This is a genomic window from Shinella sp. JR1-6 (genome assembly GCF_004284735.1).
GTDB lineage: Bacteria > Pseudomonadota > Alphaproteobacteria > Rhizobiales > Rhizobiaceae > Shinella.
Genome location: NZ_SHMI01000002.1, coordinates 166262 through 182290, shown reverse-complemented (window position 1 = coordinate 182290; position 16029 = coordinate 166262). Strand labels below are relative to the sequence as shown.

11 protein-coding genes are annotated in these 16029 nt (G+C 64.7%); 5 read left to right on the top strand and 6 right to left on the bottom strand.

Going from position 1 to position 16029, the window contains the following annotated elements:
• Window positions 1-95: 95 nt before the first annotated feature.
• From EXZ48_RS03565 to EXZ48_RS03550, 4 genes are all read right to left on the bottom strand, one after another.
• Complete coding sequence (locus EXZ48_RS03565) at window positions 96-1805, bottom strand: ABC transporter ATP-binding protein (protein WP_130514340.1); 1710 nt, start codon at window positions 1803-1805, stop codon at window positions 96-98.
• Between the two features lies 1 nt (window position 1806).
• The gene (locus EXZ48_RS03560) at window positions 1807-2703 is read right to left on the bottom strand and encodes an ABC transporter permease (RefSeq protein WP_050744733.1); all 897 of its coding nucleotides are present in this window, start codon (window positions 2701-2703) and stop codon (window positions 1807-1809) included.
• On the bottom strand, window positions 2703-3668 hold the full coding sequence (locus EXZ48_RS03555) for an ABC transporter permease (protein ID WP_023515892.1): 966 nt from the start codon (window positions 3666-3668) through the stop codon (window positions 2703-2705). Before EXZ48_RS03555 ends, EXZ48_RS03560 begins: the two co-directional genes overlap by 1 nt.
• Window positions 3669-3887: 219 nt before the next feature.
• Window positions 3888-5462, bottom strand: a complete 1575-nt coding sequence (locus EXZ48_RS03550; RefSeq protein WP_130514339.1) for an ABC transporter substrate-binding protein — start codon at window positions 5460-5462, stop codon at window positions 3888-3890.
• Between the two features lie 155 nt (window positions 5463-5617).
• Here EXZ48_RS03550 and EXZ48_RS03545 point away from each other — a divergent pair, with 155 nt between their 5' ends.
• Both EXZ48_RS03545 and EXZ48_RS03540 read left to right on the top strand, forming a co-directional pair.
• Window positions 5618-6985, top strand: a complete 1368-nt coding sequence (locus EXZ48_RS03545; RefSeq protein WP_130514338.1) for an amidohydrolase family protein — start codon at window positions 5618-5620, stop codon at window positions 6983-6985.
• 20 nt (window positions 6986-7005) lie between these two features.
• Window positions 7006-8208 (top strand): amidohydrolase, encoded by a 1203-nt coding sequence (locus EXZ48_RS03540; RefSeq protein WP_130514337.1) that lies wholly within the window; start codon window positions 7006-7008, stop codon window positions 8206-8208.
• On the opposite strand, the gene EXZ48_RS03535 is transcribed toward EXZ48_RS03540, so the two are convergent.
• A complete protein-coding gene (locus EXZ48_RS03535; RefSeq protein WP_130514336.1) occupies window positions 8203-9165 on the bottom strand; it encodes a helix-turn-helix domain-containing protein in 963 nt (320 codons plus the stop codon). The genes EXZ48_RS03540 and EXZ48_RS03535 overlap by 6 nt on opposite strands.
• Before the next feature lie 242 nt (window positions 9166-9407).
• Between EXZ48_RS03535 and EXZ48_RS03530 the strand changes: the two genes are divergently transcribed.
• The 3 genes from EXZ48_RS03530 to EXZ48_RS03520 all read left to right on the top strand — a co-directional run bounded on the left by EXZ48_RS03530 (window position 9408) and on the right by EXZ48_RS03520 (window position 15095).
• A complete protein-coding gene (locus tag EXZ48_RS03530) occupies window positions 9408-11168 on the top strand; it encodes a hydantoinase B/oxoprolinase family protein (RefSeq protein WP_130514335.1) in 1761 nt (586 codons plus the stop codon).
• 12 nt (window positions 11169-11180) lie between these two features.
• Window positions 11181-13259 (top strand): hydantoinase/oxoprolinase family protein, encoded by a 2079-nt coding sequence (locus EXZ48_RS03525; RefSeq protein WP_130514334.1) that lies wholly within the window; start codon window positions 11181-11183, stop codon window positions 13257-13259.
• Window positions 13260-13739: 480 nt separating this feature from the next.
• Window positions 13740-15095 (top strand): cytosine permease, encoded by a 1356-nt coding sequence (locus EXZ48_RS03520; RefSeq protein WP_023513789.1) that lies wholly within the window; start codon window positions 13740-13742, stop codon window positions 15093-15095.
• 42 nt (window positions 15096-15137) lie between these two features.
• On the opposite strand, the gene EXZ48_RS03515 is transcribed toward EXZ48_RS03520, so the two are convergent.
• Window positions 15138-15908, bottom strand: a complete 771-nt coding sequence (locus EXZ48_RS03515; protein WP_130514333.1) for a DeoR/GlpR family DNA-binding transcription regulator — start codon at window positions 15906-15908, stop codon at window positions 15138-15140.
• Window positions 15909-16029: the final 121 nt, after the last annotated feature.

The following is a 16029-nucleotide window of genomic DNA, read 5'->3' as shown; positions in this document are numbered from 1 at the left end:
TGGTTCGGTTCAGTTTCTGACACACGGACGCCTTAACGTGAACCGGTGCCGCTCCTTCCCTTCTCCCCAGCGGGGAGAAGGGAAGGAGCGCAACGTTACTCCGCCGCCTGCCGCGACAGGATTCGGTCGAGCGAGGGCGCGAGGCGCAGCAGTTCCTTGGTGTAGTCGTGCTGTGGTGCGGTGAACAGCGTCTCGGTCTCCGCCAGCTCGACGATCTCGCCCGACTTCATCACCGCGATGCGGTCGCACATCTGGCGAATGACCGCCAGATCGTGGCTGATGAACAGCATGGAGAGGCCAGCGAGGTCGCGCAGGTCCTTGAGGAGGTTGAGGAGCTGGGCCTGCACCGAGACGTCGAGCGCCGAGGTCGGCTCGTCGCAGATCAGGAGCGACGGGCGCGGGCCGAGTGCGCGGGCGATGGCGATGCGCTGGCGCTGGCCGCCGGAAAAGGCGTGCGAGAAGCGGCTGCCCGCATCCGCCGGCAATCCAACCGCTTCCAGTAGCGTCCGGGCGTCCTGCCGGGCTTCCTCCGCATTGGAGGCGAGCTTGTAGAACAGGATCGGCTCAGCGATAGCCGAGTTGATGCGCAAGCGCGGGTTGAGCGCCGAATACGGGTCCTGGAACACCATCTGCAGGGACTTGCGCACGGATTTCTCGCGTTTTGCGCCGAGCGACGTGCCCTGAAAGTCGATATTGCCGGAACTCTGAGTGACGAGGCCGGCAATGGTGTTGGCGACGGTGGTCTTGCCGCAGCCGGATTCGCCGACAAGGCCAAAAATCTCTCCGCGGCGCACGTCGAAAGAAACGCCTTTCACCGCGCGGAAGACGGAGGATTTGCGGCCGGGGATCAGCGACCGGCCACCATATTCAACGGCAAGGTTCTTGACGGAGAGCATCACGTCGTCGCGGCTGCCCGTCTCGCTGCTCGTGCTCTTGGCGCGCACGGCGGCGCGCGCATCGAGCGCCACCTGTGTTTCCTCGCTCGGCACCGGCAGGCGTTCGAGCCGGTGTTCGATCGGCGGCACGGCGGCGATCAGCGTGCGGGCATAGGGAGCCTTGGGAGCGGTCAGCACCTCGCGGGCCGAGCCGCTTTCCACGACGGCACCGTTCTGCATGATGGTGACGCGGTCGGCGATTTCGGCGACGACACCCATATTGTGCGTGACGAGCAGCACGCCAACGCCGCGCTGGTCCGCGAGATCGCGGATCAGTTTCAGGATTTGTGCCTGCACGGAGACGTCGAGCGCCGTCGTCGGCTCATCGGCAACGAGGAGCTGGGGGCCGCAGGCCAGCGCCGTTGCGATGACCACGCGCTGGCGCTGGCCGCCGGAAAGCTGGTGCGGATAGGAGCCGAGTCGGCGTTCCGGTTCGGGAATGCCGACGGCTTTCATCAGGTCGAGCGCGCGGGCCTTCGCCTCAGCGCGGGAAAGCTTCAGATGCGTCAGCATGCCTTCGCAAAGCTGGCTTTCCACGGTGAAGAGCGGGTTGAGGCTCGTCATCGGGTCCTGGAAGATCGCGCCGACGTCACGGCCGGGCACGATGCCCTCGGTGCGGCCGGTGCGCAGGTCGATCGGCTTGCCGGCGATCTCGATGGAGCCGGCAACAATCTTGCCGGGGGCCTGCAACAGGCCCATCAGCGCATTGCCGACGGTGGTTTTTCCCGCGCCGGATTCGCCGACGAGGGCGTGGATCTCGCCGGGGCGGATCAGGAGGTCGATATCCTTGACGGCGACGAGCGTATCGCCGCTCGCCAGCGGATATTCGACGCGGAGTTTCTTGATGTCGAGGACGGGGGTCGTGTTCATCTCAGCGGGCCATCAGTTTCGGGTTGAAGCGATCGCGCAGATAGTCGCCGATCACGTTGACGGCGAGCACGAGGATGACGAGAACCGCCGCCGGCATGACAGCAATCCACCAGAGGCCGGAGAACAGGAACTGGTTGCCGATGCGGATCAGTGTGCCGAGCGAGGGATAGGTCGGCGGCATGCCCGCGCCGAGGAAGGACAGCGTCGCCTCCGTCAGGATCGCCCCGGCGAGGTTGATCGTGGCGATGACCATGACCGAGCTCATGACGTTCGGCAGGATGTGGCGGCCCATGATGCGCCCGGAGGGCAGGCCGATCACCTTGGCGGCACGGACATAGTCACGCGCGACCTCCACCATGGTCGAGGCGCGGACCGTACGGGCATATTGCACCCATTCGTTGATCGCGATGGAGAAGATCAGGACGAGCGGCGCCCAGGCGAGCATCGTATCGGCGCTGAGCTGCGCGCGGGCGATGCCGCTGATGAGGAGCGCCACGAGGATCGTCGGAAAGCTGACCAGCACATCCGCGATGCGCATCACCACATTGTCGACGAGGCCACCGAAGAAACCGGCGACAAGCCCCAGAACGACGCCGAACGCGGCGGCAAACAGCACCGCGCCGAGGCCGATGACGACGGAGATCCTGAGGCCGAACAGGATGACCGAGACGAGATCGCGGCCCTGGTTGTCCGTGCCCAGTAGGAAGCGCGGATCGCCCCCCTCCATGAAGGCCGGGGGGATCTCCATGTCGATCAGCGAGTAGGAGGAAACGTCGCGCGGGTCCATCGGCGCGATCAGCGGGGCGAAAAGGACGAGCACGAGCATGATGGCAAGCACCAGGCCGGCGATCATCACGGAAACCGGCGGCAGCCGGCGCATCAGGGATTGCGTGGCCATTATCGTGTCCTCAGGCGCGGATCGATGAAGGTGTAGAGGATGTCGACGATCATGTTGATCATGACGAAGAGGAAGCCGACGAAGAGCAGATAGGCCGCAAGAACAGGCACATCGGGATAGCCGACGGCATTGGTGAAGAGCAGGCCCATGCCCGGCCACTGGAACACCGTCTCGGTGACGATGGCAAACGCGATGAGCTGGCCGATCTGCAGGCCGGTGACGGTCACGACCGGCATCAGCGCGTTGCGCAGTGCCAGTCGCCCGTAGATATAGGCGCGCGGCAGGCCGCGGGCGAAGGCGAAGCGGATGTAATCCGACGACAGCACGTCGATCATCTCCGAGCGCACCAGCCGCATGATCAGCGTGAGCTGAAAGAGCGCCAGCGTGATCGACGGCAGGATCAGCGATTTCAGGCCCGAGAAACTGAGGAAGCCCGTCTGCCAGAAGCCGAGGTCGACGAGATCACCTCGTCCGGAGGATGGCAGCCAGCGCAGGTTGACGGCAAAGACCAGGATCAGCAGCAGGCCGGTGACGAAGGTGGGCATGGAAATGCCGACCAGCGTCGTCGCCTGGGTGAGACGGGACAGAACGGAATTGGGCTTGAGCGCGCAGAGCACACCCAGGGGAATGCCGACGGCGAGCGCCAGGAAGGTCGCCACGATCACAAGTTCCAGCGTTGCCGGCAGGCGGCTCATCAGCAGGCTTACGACGGGCTGCTGATAGCGGAAGCTCGTGCCGAGATCCCCTGTCAGCACCTGGCCGACGAAATCCATGAACTGCATCAGCACAGGCTTGTCGAGGCCGAGGGCCGCGCGCAGCGCGTCCTTTTCCGCCTGGGTCGCCCCTTCGCGCACCATGGAGGCAACGGGATCGCCGACGAAGCGGAACATGACGAAGGCGATAGCCGTCACGGCCAGCATGACAAGGACCGCCTGGAGCAGCCTCACCGAGAAAAGTCTGAGCATCGTTATAGTCCTTGCTAGGGAGCGCCTGCGCTCCACGGGCAATTGCGGCAAACGGCCGTAGCGGCCCGGCATCCGGAACGGCATCGAAACACGCCGGTGAACCGGCTCTTCGCCCCGCCTCCCCGCGCACCGTCTTGGCAGGCCGGGAGGATCAAACCAGTTTGCGAAATGGTCCCGGCCAACTTTCACCGGCCGGAACCATGCCTCGGGAGAATCCCGTTACTTCTTGACCTGCGCGAACCAGGGACGAACGTATTCGTCGGGGAACTGCGGCATGTCGACCTTGGTGCTCATCGCCCAGGCGACGGGCTGCTGGTGCAGCGGCAGATAGAGCACCTGGTCATGAGTGATGCGGAAGGCCTGCTTCAGCATGTCGACACGCTTGGCTTCGTCGAGTTCGACGGCCGCGGCATGCGCCAGCTTGTCAATCTCGGGGTTGGACAACCCATCCGCATTGCTGCCGCCGAAGACCCCATCGTTGGTGGCCAGCAGGGACTGCAGCGGGCTGAAACCGTCCATTGGCGGCAGCGAGGCCCAGCCGAGCAGATAGGTATCGAACTCGCCCTTGTCGGTGCGCGGGAAATAGGTCGTCTTGCTCTCGACGCTGAGATCCACCTGGACGCCGACCTTCGCCCACATGGAGGCAATCGCCAGGCAGATCTGCTCGTCGGCGATGTAGCGATCGTTCGGGCAGGCGAGCCCCGTCTTGAAGCCATCGGCATAGCCCGCCTCGGCGAGCAGCGCCTTGGCCTTGTCGATGTCGTAGGGCAGCGGCACGTCGATGGTTTCGTCATAGCCGGTGACGGCAGGGGCGACGAGCATGGCGGCGATACGCGACTTTCCGCGCATCAGGCGCTTCTGGATCGTGTTCATGTCGATGGCATGCCAGAGCGCCTGACGCACCCGCACGTCGAGCATCGGGTTGGGTTTTCCGGGGGCGGCATGAAGCTCTGGCCGGTAGCTGAAGACGAGGAAGATGGTGCGCAGCGACGGATTCTCGGCCACCTTCAGCCCGTCCGTGGCAGCGATGCGGTCGACATCCTGCAACGGCACCGGCGCGATCATGTCGACTTCACCGGACAGCAGCGCGGCAACACGCGTCGCATCGGAAGCGATCGGGCGGAACTCCACCTCGTCGAGATTGTGCTCGGGCTTGTCCCACCAGTCCTTGTTCACCTCGAAGACCGAGCGGGAATCCGGCTCGTAGCTCTTCAGCTTGAAGGCGCCCGTGCCGTTGGCGTGGTTGCTCGCATAGGTGACGACGCCCGTCGAGGCGTTGCCCGGCTTCAGCGCATCATGCTCCTCCATCCAGGGCTTGCTCATGATGTAGATGGCGGCGAGGTCGTTGAGAAGCAGCGGATAGGGGCCGCGCAGGATGAGATCGACGGTATAGTCGTCCACCTTCTCGACGCCGGTAACGGTGGAGAGATTTTCGCGGTTGCGTGCGCCGGGATCGATCTGACGCTGGATCGTCGCCACCACGTCGTCGGCATTGAAGGGCTGGCCTTCATGGAACTTCACGCCCTGGCGCAGCTTGAAGCGCCAGCGCGTCGGCTCGATGACCTCCCAGGAGGTGGCGAGCGCCGGTTCCAGCTTCAGCTCCTTGTTCCGCCGCACCAGCGGGTCGAACACCATGTGGTGCACGCTCTGGGTAAAGCTGTCGACCTGCGCATTCGGGTCGTAGGAAATGACATCACCGGACGACGCCCAGCGCAGCGTCTCGGCAAGGGCAGGTACGGAAAGCGGCGCCAGCATGGCCAGCCCCGCCAGCAGGGTTTTCACATAGGTCTTCATGCGGATTCTCCCAGATTTGTATGCATACAACACTATTTTTGCATACGATCACTCCGAATATGAATGTACATAATGAAAATGGAATATCAAGATACCAGCGCTAGAATTTGCACACAATATATGCAAAAATTGTATCCAATTTAGGAGGATTTTGAGTGACCGACACATTGCTGATCGAAAATGGCGTGATCCTCACCATGGATGCCGGCCGAAGAGTGCTGGAGGGAGCATCCCTGCTGGTGCGTGACGGGCGGATCGCCGCCATCGGCGCGGATGTGCCTGCCATGCCGCCCGAAACGTCTCGCATCGACGCCGCCGGCATGGTTGTCATGCCGGGGCTGATCGACACCCATGCTCACGCCGGACACATGCTGACCAAGGGTCTGGGCGGGGATTCAGAAGACTGGATGACGATCACCGGCCGGGTCTACGCCGAGGCGACGGATGCGGAATTCTGGGCAGCGGAGGCAGCGCTTTCAGCCGCGGAACGCATCAAATGCGGCACGACCACCGCCGCTCTCCTCTTCGGCGGCGGGCCGGATATCATGCGCACCGAAGCGCCGGACGCCGCCGACGCGCATCTTGCCGTTATCGCCGAAATGGGACTGCGGGAAGTGCTGGCCATCGGCCCCAACCGGCTCTCGGCAAAGAGTATCTACCGAAAATACAACGCCAAATCGTATGACGAAATCGCTGTTTTACCGGATACACAACTGAAGGTGTGCACGATCCTGATCGATGCCTGGGCCGGTCGCAATGACCGGGTACGGCTCGCCGTCTCGCTGCCGGTCTTCGATGCATGCGACCTCCAAGACCCCGCCGTGCGCGCCCTTTGCCTGAAGGCGCGCGACCTTGCCCGGGAAAAGGGCGTGCTCCTGGTGCAGGATGGCCACCGCGACGGCTCGATCGCGGCCAACGACGCCAGCCTCGACCTCTTCGACACCCGTTCGCTGCTCGCCCACTGCATCGACCTCACCGACGAGGACCGCGCCGTGCTGAAGCGTACCGGCGCCAAGGTGGCGCACAATCCGAGCGCGCTGATGTCGGTGTCCGGCCGCTGCCCGGCGCCGGAGCTGATGGAGGACGGTGTCACCGTCTCGCTCGGTACCGATGCTGCGGCGCCCGACCGCTCCTTCGACATGTTCCGCAACATGTTCCAGGCGCACCGCTACCACGCCCGGCATTTTCGCGACGACGCCGTGCTGCCGCCGCAACAGCTTCTCGAAATGGCGACGATCGAGGGCGCCCGGGCGCTTGGCATGGAAGACGAGATCGGCTCGCTGGAGGTCGGCAAGCGCGCCGACATTCTCCTTGCCAACATGCGTCAGCCGCATCTCTGGCCGCCTACCGATCCGGTGCAGCGCCTCGCGCGCTTCGCCAACGGCGCGGATGTCGACACGACCATCGTCGGCGGCCGCGTGCTGATGCGCGGGCGAAAACTGGTGCAGGCCGACGAGGGCGCGATCCTCGACCGCGCCGAAAGAGCTTATCGCCTCGCCATGCGCCGCGCCGGCCTCACCTGACGCCGGAAAGGGAGACCGCCATGACCCAAAACCTTCTCATCCGCAACGCCCGCCCCCTCGGCGGCGCACCGGTCGATCTCGTCATCCGCGACGGCCGCTTCAGCCCGCCCGGCGATCAGCCGCCGGCAGAGGTGATCGACGCCGCCGGTTTCATCGCGCTTCCCGGCCTCGTCGAAGCCCATACCCATCTCGACAAGACGCTGATCGGCATGGACTGGTATGAAAACCGTGTCGGCCCGACGCGCAACGACCGCATCCTCGCCGACCGCGAGGCCAAGCGCGACCTCGGTATTGACGCCCGCCGCCAATCCGCCCGCCAGGTTCTCCAGACACTGAAATACGGCGTGCTCCACATCCGCAGCCATGTCGACGTCGATACGGAGATCGGCACCGCCAATATCGAGGGTGTCATCGAAACCCGCGAAGCGGTGCGCGATCTCGTGGACGTGCAGATCGTCGCCTTCCCGCAGAGCGGCATGCTGCCGCGCGCGGGCACGCTGGACCTGATGGACACCGCGATGCGGGCCGGAGCCGATATCGTCGGCGGCATCGATCCCGCCACCATCGACCGCGATCCGGTGCGCCATCTCGACGAAATTTTCGCCCTCGCGGAGCGTTACGGAAAGCCGATCGACATCCACCTGCACGAACCCGGCGATCTTGGCGCCTTCTGCCTGGAATTGATCGTCGAGCGGACGCGGGCGCTCGCCATGCAGGGCCGCGTCATGGTCAGCCACGCCTATTGCCTCGGCATGCTGGATCCGGCCCGCCAGCGCGCGCTGATCGAGGCAATGGCAGCGGAAAACATTTCTGTCATGACGGTCGGCAGCCCCGCGGCGCCTGCCCTGCCGCTGCGCCTGATGCGCGAATGCGGCCTCACGACCGCCTCCGGCTCGGACGGCATCCAGGGTACCTGGGAGCCCTGGGGCAACGGCGACATGGTGGAACGGGCAAAATACCTCGCCCAGCGCAACGGCATGACCAACGATGCGGACCTTGCGGAAACGATGCGCATCTGCACCGTCGGCGGCGCTGAGGGCATCGGCCTTTCGGGCTACGGCTTTGCCGAAGGCGATTTCGGCGATCTCGTGCTCGTTCCCGCCCGCACGCTCGCAGAGGCCGTGGCGCTGACGCCCCAAAAACGCACCGTCATCCGTCGCGGCCGCATGCTCGTGCGGGACGGCGAGCAGGTCGCGGATCTTTCCGGCCGCTTCAGCCTATGACAGACGGCCAGCCCGGGCGTTTTCGCGGAATTCGCCCGGCGGCACGCCGAATTCGGCCTTGAAGACGCGGGAAAACTGCGTCTGGTCGCCAAAACCCCAGCGATAGGCGATCTCCGCCGCCGTCTCGACATTGTTCGGGTCCTCCAGCGCCTCCCGGCAGGCCATCAGCCGCTGGTCGCGGATCCAGCTCCGCACGGTCTGCCCCGTATCGCGGAAGAGTTCGTGCAGGTAGCGCGTGGAGATGCCGCAGGCCCGCGCGATGCGCTCGGGATCAAGCCGAAAGTCCTGGAGATTGGCGCGCACATAGGCCTCGATGCGGGCGAGATGGGCGCCGCGCACCGTGGAATTGCCCGAGGCCAGCACCCGGTCGTCGGCCTTGATCGCCAGAACGAGCAGATCGACAAGCTGCCGGCCGACCGTGATACGCGCCTCCTGCGTCATGCCGTCGAAACGCGCCGGCAGGAGATGCAGCATGTCGGTGAAGAGGCCGCCCGCCCCGTTGTCCGCCTCGAATTGCAGGGTGCAGAAGCGATCGGGCGCGCGCATGCGGCCCGCCAGTGCGTCGCCCTCCACCTTCAGCACCCACATGTCCGCCGGCTCGGCATGGCTGAACTGGTAGGGCTCGCTGCTGCGCTCCAGGAAGAAGCCGCCGGGCGGGCATCTGATGTCCTTGCCGCACTGGGAGAAGAACACCTCCGCCTTGGCCGGCACCGTCACCAGAAACTCCTCGTCGCGCGCGGCGCGAAAATGATGCGGCAGGCGGTGGTATTGCAGGGCATCCGAGGTGAGCCGCGAGATCGAGACGTCGCCGAACTGCCAGGTCGTCAGGTCGCCGGAAAACCGGTCGGGATCACGGAAACGCAGGTCGAGCGGGAAATAGGCCGAGGCGATGGCCTCGTGCCAGTGCCGGCTGCGGTCCGGGGCGCGTGTCGCGCTTGTGGTGATGCTCGTCTTCATGCGGCTTCCCCTCTTCGGACAAAGGTACGCACAGGATTTCCGCCAGGCAACGAAAATGACAGCTTGTGCGCCCCAGCGCAATTTGTCGTTCCCGCACTGCAAAGACCGAAGCGGAAAACTCTGCCTAGATTGACCCCGGCTTCAACGGTGCGACAGATACCGGCGGCTTAAGGGAACAGTCACATCAGCACCTCCAACGGTTTCCAGGCCGTCGGTTCTCGCCCTCAACCAGCGTGAACACGATGAATCATACCCAGACTTCCAAGGTAGACCCGATCACCCTGTCGGTCGTGCGCGGCATGCTCGAGACGACCCAGCGTGAAATGACGCTCGCGCTCGAAAAGACGGCCCGCTCGTCGGTCTTCAACCTGGCACACGACTATTCGACGGCGCTGTTCAACGCCCGGCCGGAAATGATCCTGCAAGGCCAGGACATCCCGATCCATCTCGGCTCGCTCATTCCCGCCATGAAGGCGGTCGCCGCCTTCTTCGGCGACGACATCCACGAGGGCGACCTGTTCCTGCACAACGACCCGGCCTTCGGCGGTAGCCACGCCATCGATACCTGCATGTACAAGCCGGTCTTCTACAAGGGCGAGCTCGTCTACTGGACCGTCTGCAAGGGCCATCTCACCGATATCGGCGGCCCCGTGCCCGCCGGCTACAACCCCAACGCCACGGAAATCTACGCCGAGTGCCTGCGCATTCCGCCGGTCAAAATCTGGGACCGCGGCACGCCGCGCCACGACGTGCTCAACATGATCCTCACCAACATGCGCGCCCGCCGCGACCAGGAGGGCGATTTCCGGGCGCTGATCGGCGCCTGCCAGGTCGGCGAGCGCAACCTCATCGCCATGCTCGACAAATACGGCAAGGCGCAGGTGGACGCCTGCGTCGACACGTTGCTCGACATGGCCGACCGGCACATGCGCGCACTGATATCCACCGTGCCCGACGGCACCTACGAGGGCGCCGCCATCCTGGAAGATGCCGGCCACGGTTTCGGCGATTTCGAGATCAAGGCGACCGTGACGGTCACGGGCGATAGCTGCCACATCGCCATCGCGAGCCCGCCGCAGATCCCCTATTTCATCAACTCCTACGAGGGCAATTCCCATTCCGGCGTCTATCTCGGCCTGATGATGTTCGCCGCCCTGCCGCCACCCTACAACGAGGGCCTCTATCGCTGCGTCAGCCTCGATTTCGGGCCGAAGGGCACGCTCTGCAACGCGCAGGAACCGGCCCCGCACATGAATTGCACGACGACGCCGATGGAGACGCTGACCGACGCCGTGCGCCTCGCCTTCGAAAAGGCAATGCCCTCAAAGGTCTCCGCCTCCTGGGGCCATGCCAACGGCCTCAACATTGCCGGCCGCGATTCCCGCACCAACGAGGAATTCGTGACCATGGTGCTCGCCACCATCATCTCCGGCGGCGGCGCGACACCCAAACAGGACGGCTGGCATGCCGTCGGCCCGGAATGCTGCTTCGGCGCGCTCACCTCCGGCGACGTCGAGCTTCTGGAATACTCCTACCCCATCGTCATCCACCGCTATTCGCTGATGACCGATTCCGGCGGCGCGGGAAAATTCCGCGGCGGTTCCGGCACCGCCTGGGAGGTGGAACCGCTCAACGGCGACATGCTGTGCATCGGTTTCGGCGAAGGCCGGCGCATTCCCGCCATGGGCGCGGCGGGCGCAAAATCGGCGATGGTCGACACCAAGGTCGGCCGCGTGGAGCTGCGCCGCGACGGCAAGGTCGAGGTCGAGCGCAAGAACATCATTGAAACCATCAAGCCGGGCCAGACCATCACCAACCTCAATCCGGGCGGCGGCGGCTACGGCAATCCCTTCGAGCGGCCGGTGGAGAAGGTCGTCTGGGACGTGCGCAACGGCCTCGTCTCCATCGAAGGTGCGCGCGCCGACTACGGCGTCGCCATCGCCAACCCGCAAACCCTCGCCGTCGATACCGCCGAGACCGCGCGGCTGCGCGCCAGCGAATAAGGAAGATCCCACATGACCCTGCATTCCTACCGTCTCGGCATCGACGCCGGCGGCACCTTCACCGACTTCGTCATCGCCGACCGCGCCAGCGGAGAGGTAAAACTGTTCAAGGCGCTCTCCACGCCCACCGACCCGACCAAGGCCATCGAAAACGGCCTCGGCCTCATCGCCGCCGATCTCAGGAAGCCGATCGAGGAGATCATTGCGAGCTGCGATCTCTGCATCAACGGCACGACGGTCGGCCTCAACGCGCTGATCACCCATCGCGGCGGCAAGACGGGGCTGATCTGCACCGCCGGCCACGAAGACTCCATCGAGATTCGCAACGGCCACAAGGAAGACGGTTTCCGCTACGACCCGGATTATCCCGCCGCGACCATGCTCGTGCCGCGTTACCTCCGCCGCGGCGTGCGCGAGCGCATTCTCTCCGACGGCTCCGTGCGCACGCCGCTGCACGAGGAAGACGTGCGCGAGGCCTGCCGCCTGTTCCTGAAAGAGGGCGTCGAGACCGTCGCCATCTCCTTCGTCTGGTCCGTGCTCGACCCGAGCCACGAGCGGCGTGCCGCGGAGATCGTACGCGAGATGATGCCGGACGCGATCCTGACCGTGGGCGGCGAGCTTTATCCACAGGTGCGCGAATACACCCGCACTTCCACCGCCGTCACCAATGCCTATCTCGCGCCCGTCATGCGCCGCTACGTCGCCGCCGTCGACGCCTATTTCCGCAAACTCGGCGCCAAGCAGCCGGTGCGCTACTTCCAGTCGAACGGCGGCCTCGCCATCGGCCAGGTGATGACCGACCGCTCGGTCTACGCCATCAATTCCGGCCCGGCCTCCGCGCCGCAGGCGGGTCTTTATGCCGGCGCGCCCTTCGACCAGAAGAACGTCATCACCGTCGACATGGGCGGCACCTCCTTCGACATCACGCTGACGCGCAACGGCCAGACCAACCTCAACAAGAACATCGACTTCCTGCGCTACCGCATCGGCGTGCCGATGATCCAGGTGGAGACGCTGGGCGCCGGCGGCGGCTCCATCGGCTGGATCGACCCGCTCGGCCTGTTGCAGGTCGGCCCGCAGTCGGCCGGCTCCGAGCCCGGCCCCGCCTGCTACGGCCGCGGCGGCACCGAGCCGACCACCTCCGACGCCAATCTCGTGCTGGGCTACCTCAACCCGGAGGGCCTGCTCGGCGGCAAGCTGCCGCTCGACATCGAGAAGGCGCGCGCCGCGGTGGCCCGGGTCGCCGAACCGCTCGGCATCTCCGTCGAACAGGCCGCCTACGGCATGTTCGCCATCGTCAACAACAGCATGGTCAACGGCATCCGCCGCGTCTCCGTCGAACGCGGCTACGATCCGCGCGATTTCGTGCTGGTCGGCGCGGGCGGCGCGACGGCAGCGCATATCACGGCGCTCGCAAGCGAGATGGGCATCGATACGATCATCCTGCCGAAACTCGCCTCCGGCCTTTGCGCTTTCGGCCAGATCATCTCCGACGTCAAATACAACTACATGGCCCCGGCCCCGGTGCGCCTCGACAATGCCGCCGCCTACCAGCGCATCGACAGCCTGTTCCACGAGATCGAGGAGAAGGGCGTTTCGCATCTGAAGGCCGACGGTTTTGCCGACGACGCGATCGCCATCAAGCGCTCGATCGACATGCGCTATGTCGGCCAGGTGCATGAATGCACGGTCGATATCGGCACCTTCCCGATCGACGCTACGACCATCGAGAAGGTCAAGGACGCCTTCCACGCCCGGCACGAGGAACTCTACACCTATGCCGAACGCCACAGTGCGGTCGAGGTGGTGAATCTCGAATCCACCGTCTACGGCCTCATCGAAAAGGTCCGTCCGCCGAAACTCGCCGAAGGCGGCGAGGCGAAAGCGGCCCTGAAAGGCTACCGCGAGGCGATCTTCGACCAATCCGGCAAGGCGACGTCCACGCCGATCTATGACGGCGCGAAGTTCGGCGCAGGCGCCCGCATCGAGGGACCGGCAATCATCGAGGAGGTGACGACGACCATCGTGATCGAGCCCGGCTGGACGAGCGTGCTGCATGAAAGCGGCAGCTACCTGCTGACCCGCACCTAATCGGCCCTGGGCGGTTGCGCCAGCGGAGCCGCCCGAAACGTCCCGTTGCAAAGCGCCTTCTGGTTTATGGCGATCCTATATCAAAAAAACAGAAGGCGCTTTGCATACACGCCAATGAAACCGCGAATGCGTTTGGCGATATACGCCTAAACGTCTGTATAATCGACGGTTTTTACGGCCAAGACAGCGAATGAACAGTTCTGATTTTCAGATCCAGAACATGCAAAAATAGAATTTTTCAAAAGGAGGCAATCGGCCTAGCGTTGGCTGGTCAGAGAGGACATGCGTTGGGAGGAGCAATGCACGCACCAATGTCGATGACGCTTCTCCGAGGTCCCTGATCCCCTTCGCATCGGCAATCCGAAGCCGGCGGATCAGACCCAAGCACCTCGCCACCAGACAGATACGCACCCAATCGCCCGCCCGGCCGACACTGTCGCCGGTCGAACCGCATCACCTGCAACAATCGAGGGGAACAAGATGGCAGGCAACGTATCGGCCACCGAAGCCGACAATTCGGATTTTTCCAACGTGGCGGTCCCGCCGCACGCGCGCATGCCGAAAGGCGCCTTGACCATGGCCTGGTGGGCCGTGTGCAGCGCCGTGTTCTATATCGTCGTCGGCGCGGCAATGGCGCTCAATTTCGGCACGCGCAACGCCATCATCGGCATCGTGCTGTCGGTCATCGCCTATGGCGTCGTCAATGCGGTGCTGAGCCGCTTCGCCATCCGCACCGGGCTTTCCGTCGCGCTGTTCTCGCGCGTCCTCTTCGGCAATGTCGGGGCGGGGCTCGCAACGCTGATCTTCTGCGCCACGGCGATCTACTACGCCGTCTTCGAGGGCTCGGTCATCGCCGTCGGCATCAACACCGTCATGCCGTCGATCTCCTATCCCGTCGCGGCGCTCATCGTCGTGCTCTACAGCGTGCCCCTAATCTTCGGCAGCATCCAGACCTGGCTCGACAAGTTCAACGGCGTGCTCCTGCCCTTCTACATCCTCGGCCTCGTGGTCGCCGTCGCGCTCGCCATCGGCGAATACGGCTACAGCGACAAATGGCTGAACCTCGGCCCGGAAACCGGCGAACCGGCCGGCGGCTGGTGGTCCTGCTTCGTCTACTACATGGGCGTCTGGGTGCTGATGATGTTCACCTTCGACTATGCCCGCTTCGGTCGCCAGGAAGACGCCGGCTATCACGCCTGGTTCAACTTCGGCACGCCCTTCTACGCCGTCGCCTTCCTCGTCAGCGGCCTCTTCGGCATGTTCATGATCGGCACCGTGCCGGATCTCGGCGCGCTCTCGGAGGTCAGCGTGCTGCTGGCGCTCCTGAAGCTCATGGGCATCTGGGGCCTCGCCTTCGTCTGGGTCACGCAGACGCGCATCAACACGGCGAACTACTACCTCGCCGCCGTCAACCTCGAAGCGCTGGTGCAGCTCTTCGGTCGCCTGCCCTTCGGCCGCGTCGGCTGGGCGATCGCGGTCGGCGTCATCGTCTATCTCCTGATGCTCGCCGACGTCTTCTCCTACCTGCTCCAGGCCCTCGCCTACCAGGGCATCTTCGTCGTCGCCTGGGTCGCCGTCGCCATGGCGCACATCCTGATCGACCGCTACAGCACGCTGGTGGGTCCGGCCATCGAATACCGCTCCAGCCATGTGCCGGCCTTCAATCCGCTCGGTATCAGCGCCTGGTTCGTCGCCGCCGCGGTCGGCATCGCGCTCCATGTCTGGGGCGGCGCCTATGCGGAACTCTCGGCACCCGCGACCGCGGTCCTTGCCTTCTCCATCTATGCCGTGGGGCTGATGCAGGCGCGCCGGTCCTGGTTCCTCGTGGCGGGCTGAGCCCGCTGGCCGTGCCCCCAGCTCGGGGCACGGTCTACCCGCTCAGGCGATCACGACTTCCGTCCCGGCGGCCGCCAGCGCCTCGGCGATCGAGGCCGGCGGCTCCTGTTCCGTCACCAGCCGGTCCAGCGCAGACCAGGGCGCGACCTCGAAAATGCCGTGCTTGCCGAATTTCGAAGCATCCGCCAGCACGGTGACCGCCTCCGCGCGTTCGATCATGGTCTGCGCCACCTCCGTTACCTGCGCGTCGAAGTCCATGACCGAATGCTGATCCACCGCCCCGACGGTGAGAAAGGCGTGGCGCGCGCGGAACTTCCGCACCTGCTCGACAGCGAACTGCCCGAGCGTCTCCCCCGCATCCGCGCCATAGGCTCCGCCGAGCAGGAAGACCTTGTGATCGGCATTGGCCGAAACCGTCGCGGCGATCTTCCAGGAATTGGTGATGACGACCAGCGCCGGCAGGTCGACGAGCGTCTCCGCCAGGATCAGCGTCGTAGTGCCCGTGTCGATGAACACCGAATCCCCCGGCGCAAGCAGCCGGGCGGCGGCATAGGCGATCCGTCGTTTTGCGGTGAGGTTTTCCGCCATGCGCAGCGCGAAGGGCCCCTCCACGGCCGGCTCGACCGATGGCGTGGAGCGAACCCGCGCGCCGCCGTGGAATTTCTTCAGGCGCCCCATCGCATCGAGGTTCGAGAGATCGCGCCGGATGGTTTCCCGGGAGGCGGAGAGCGTCTGGGCCAGCTCATCGACACTGATCTCCCCAGCCTTGTGCACCAGCCGCACAATTTTTTCGTGGCGATCCGCAGGCCTCACAATGGTCCTTTCCGGCAACGGTTTTCGAATGCAAAGCCACTCGTTTGCTATGCTTTCCCGTTGTAGCGCGATGATCGGTCAAGTCAATGACCGAAAAGAGACCGATCGGTCAAAACCTGAG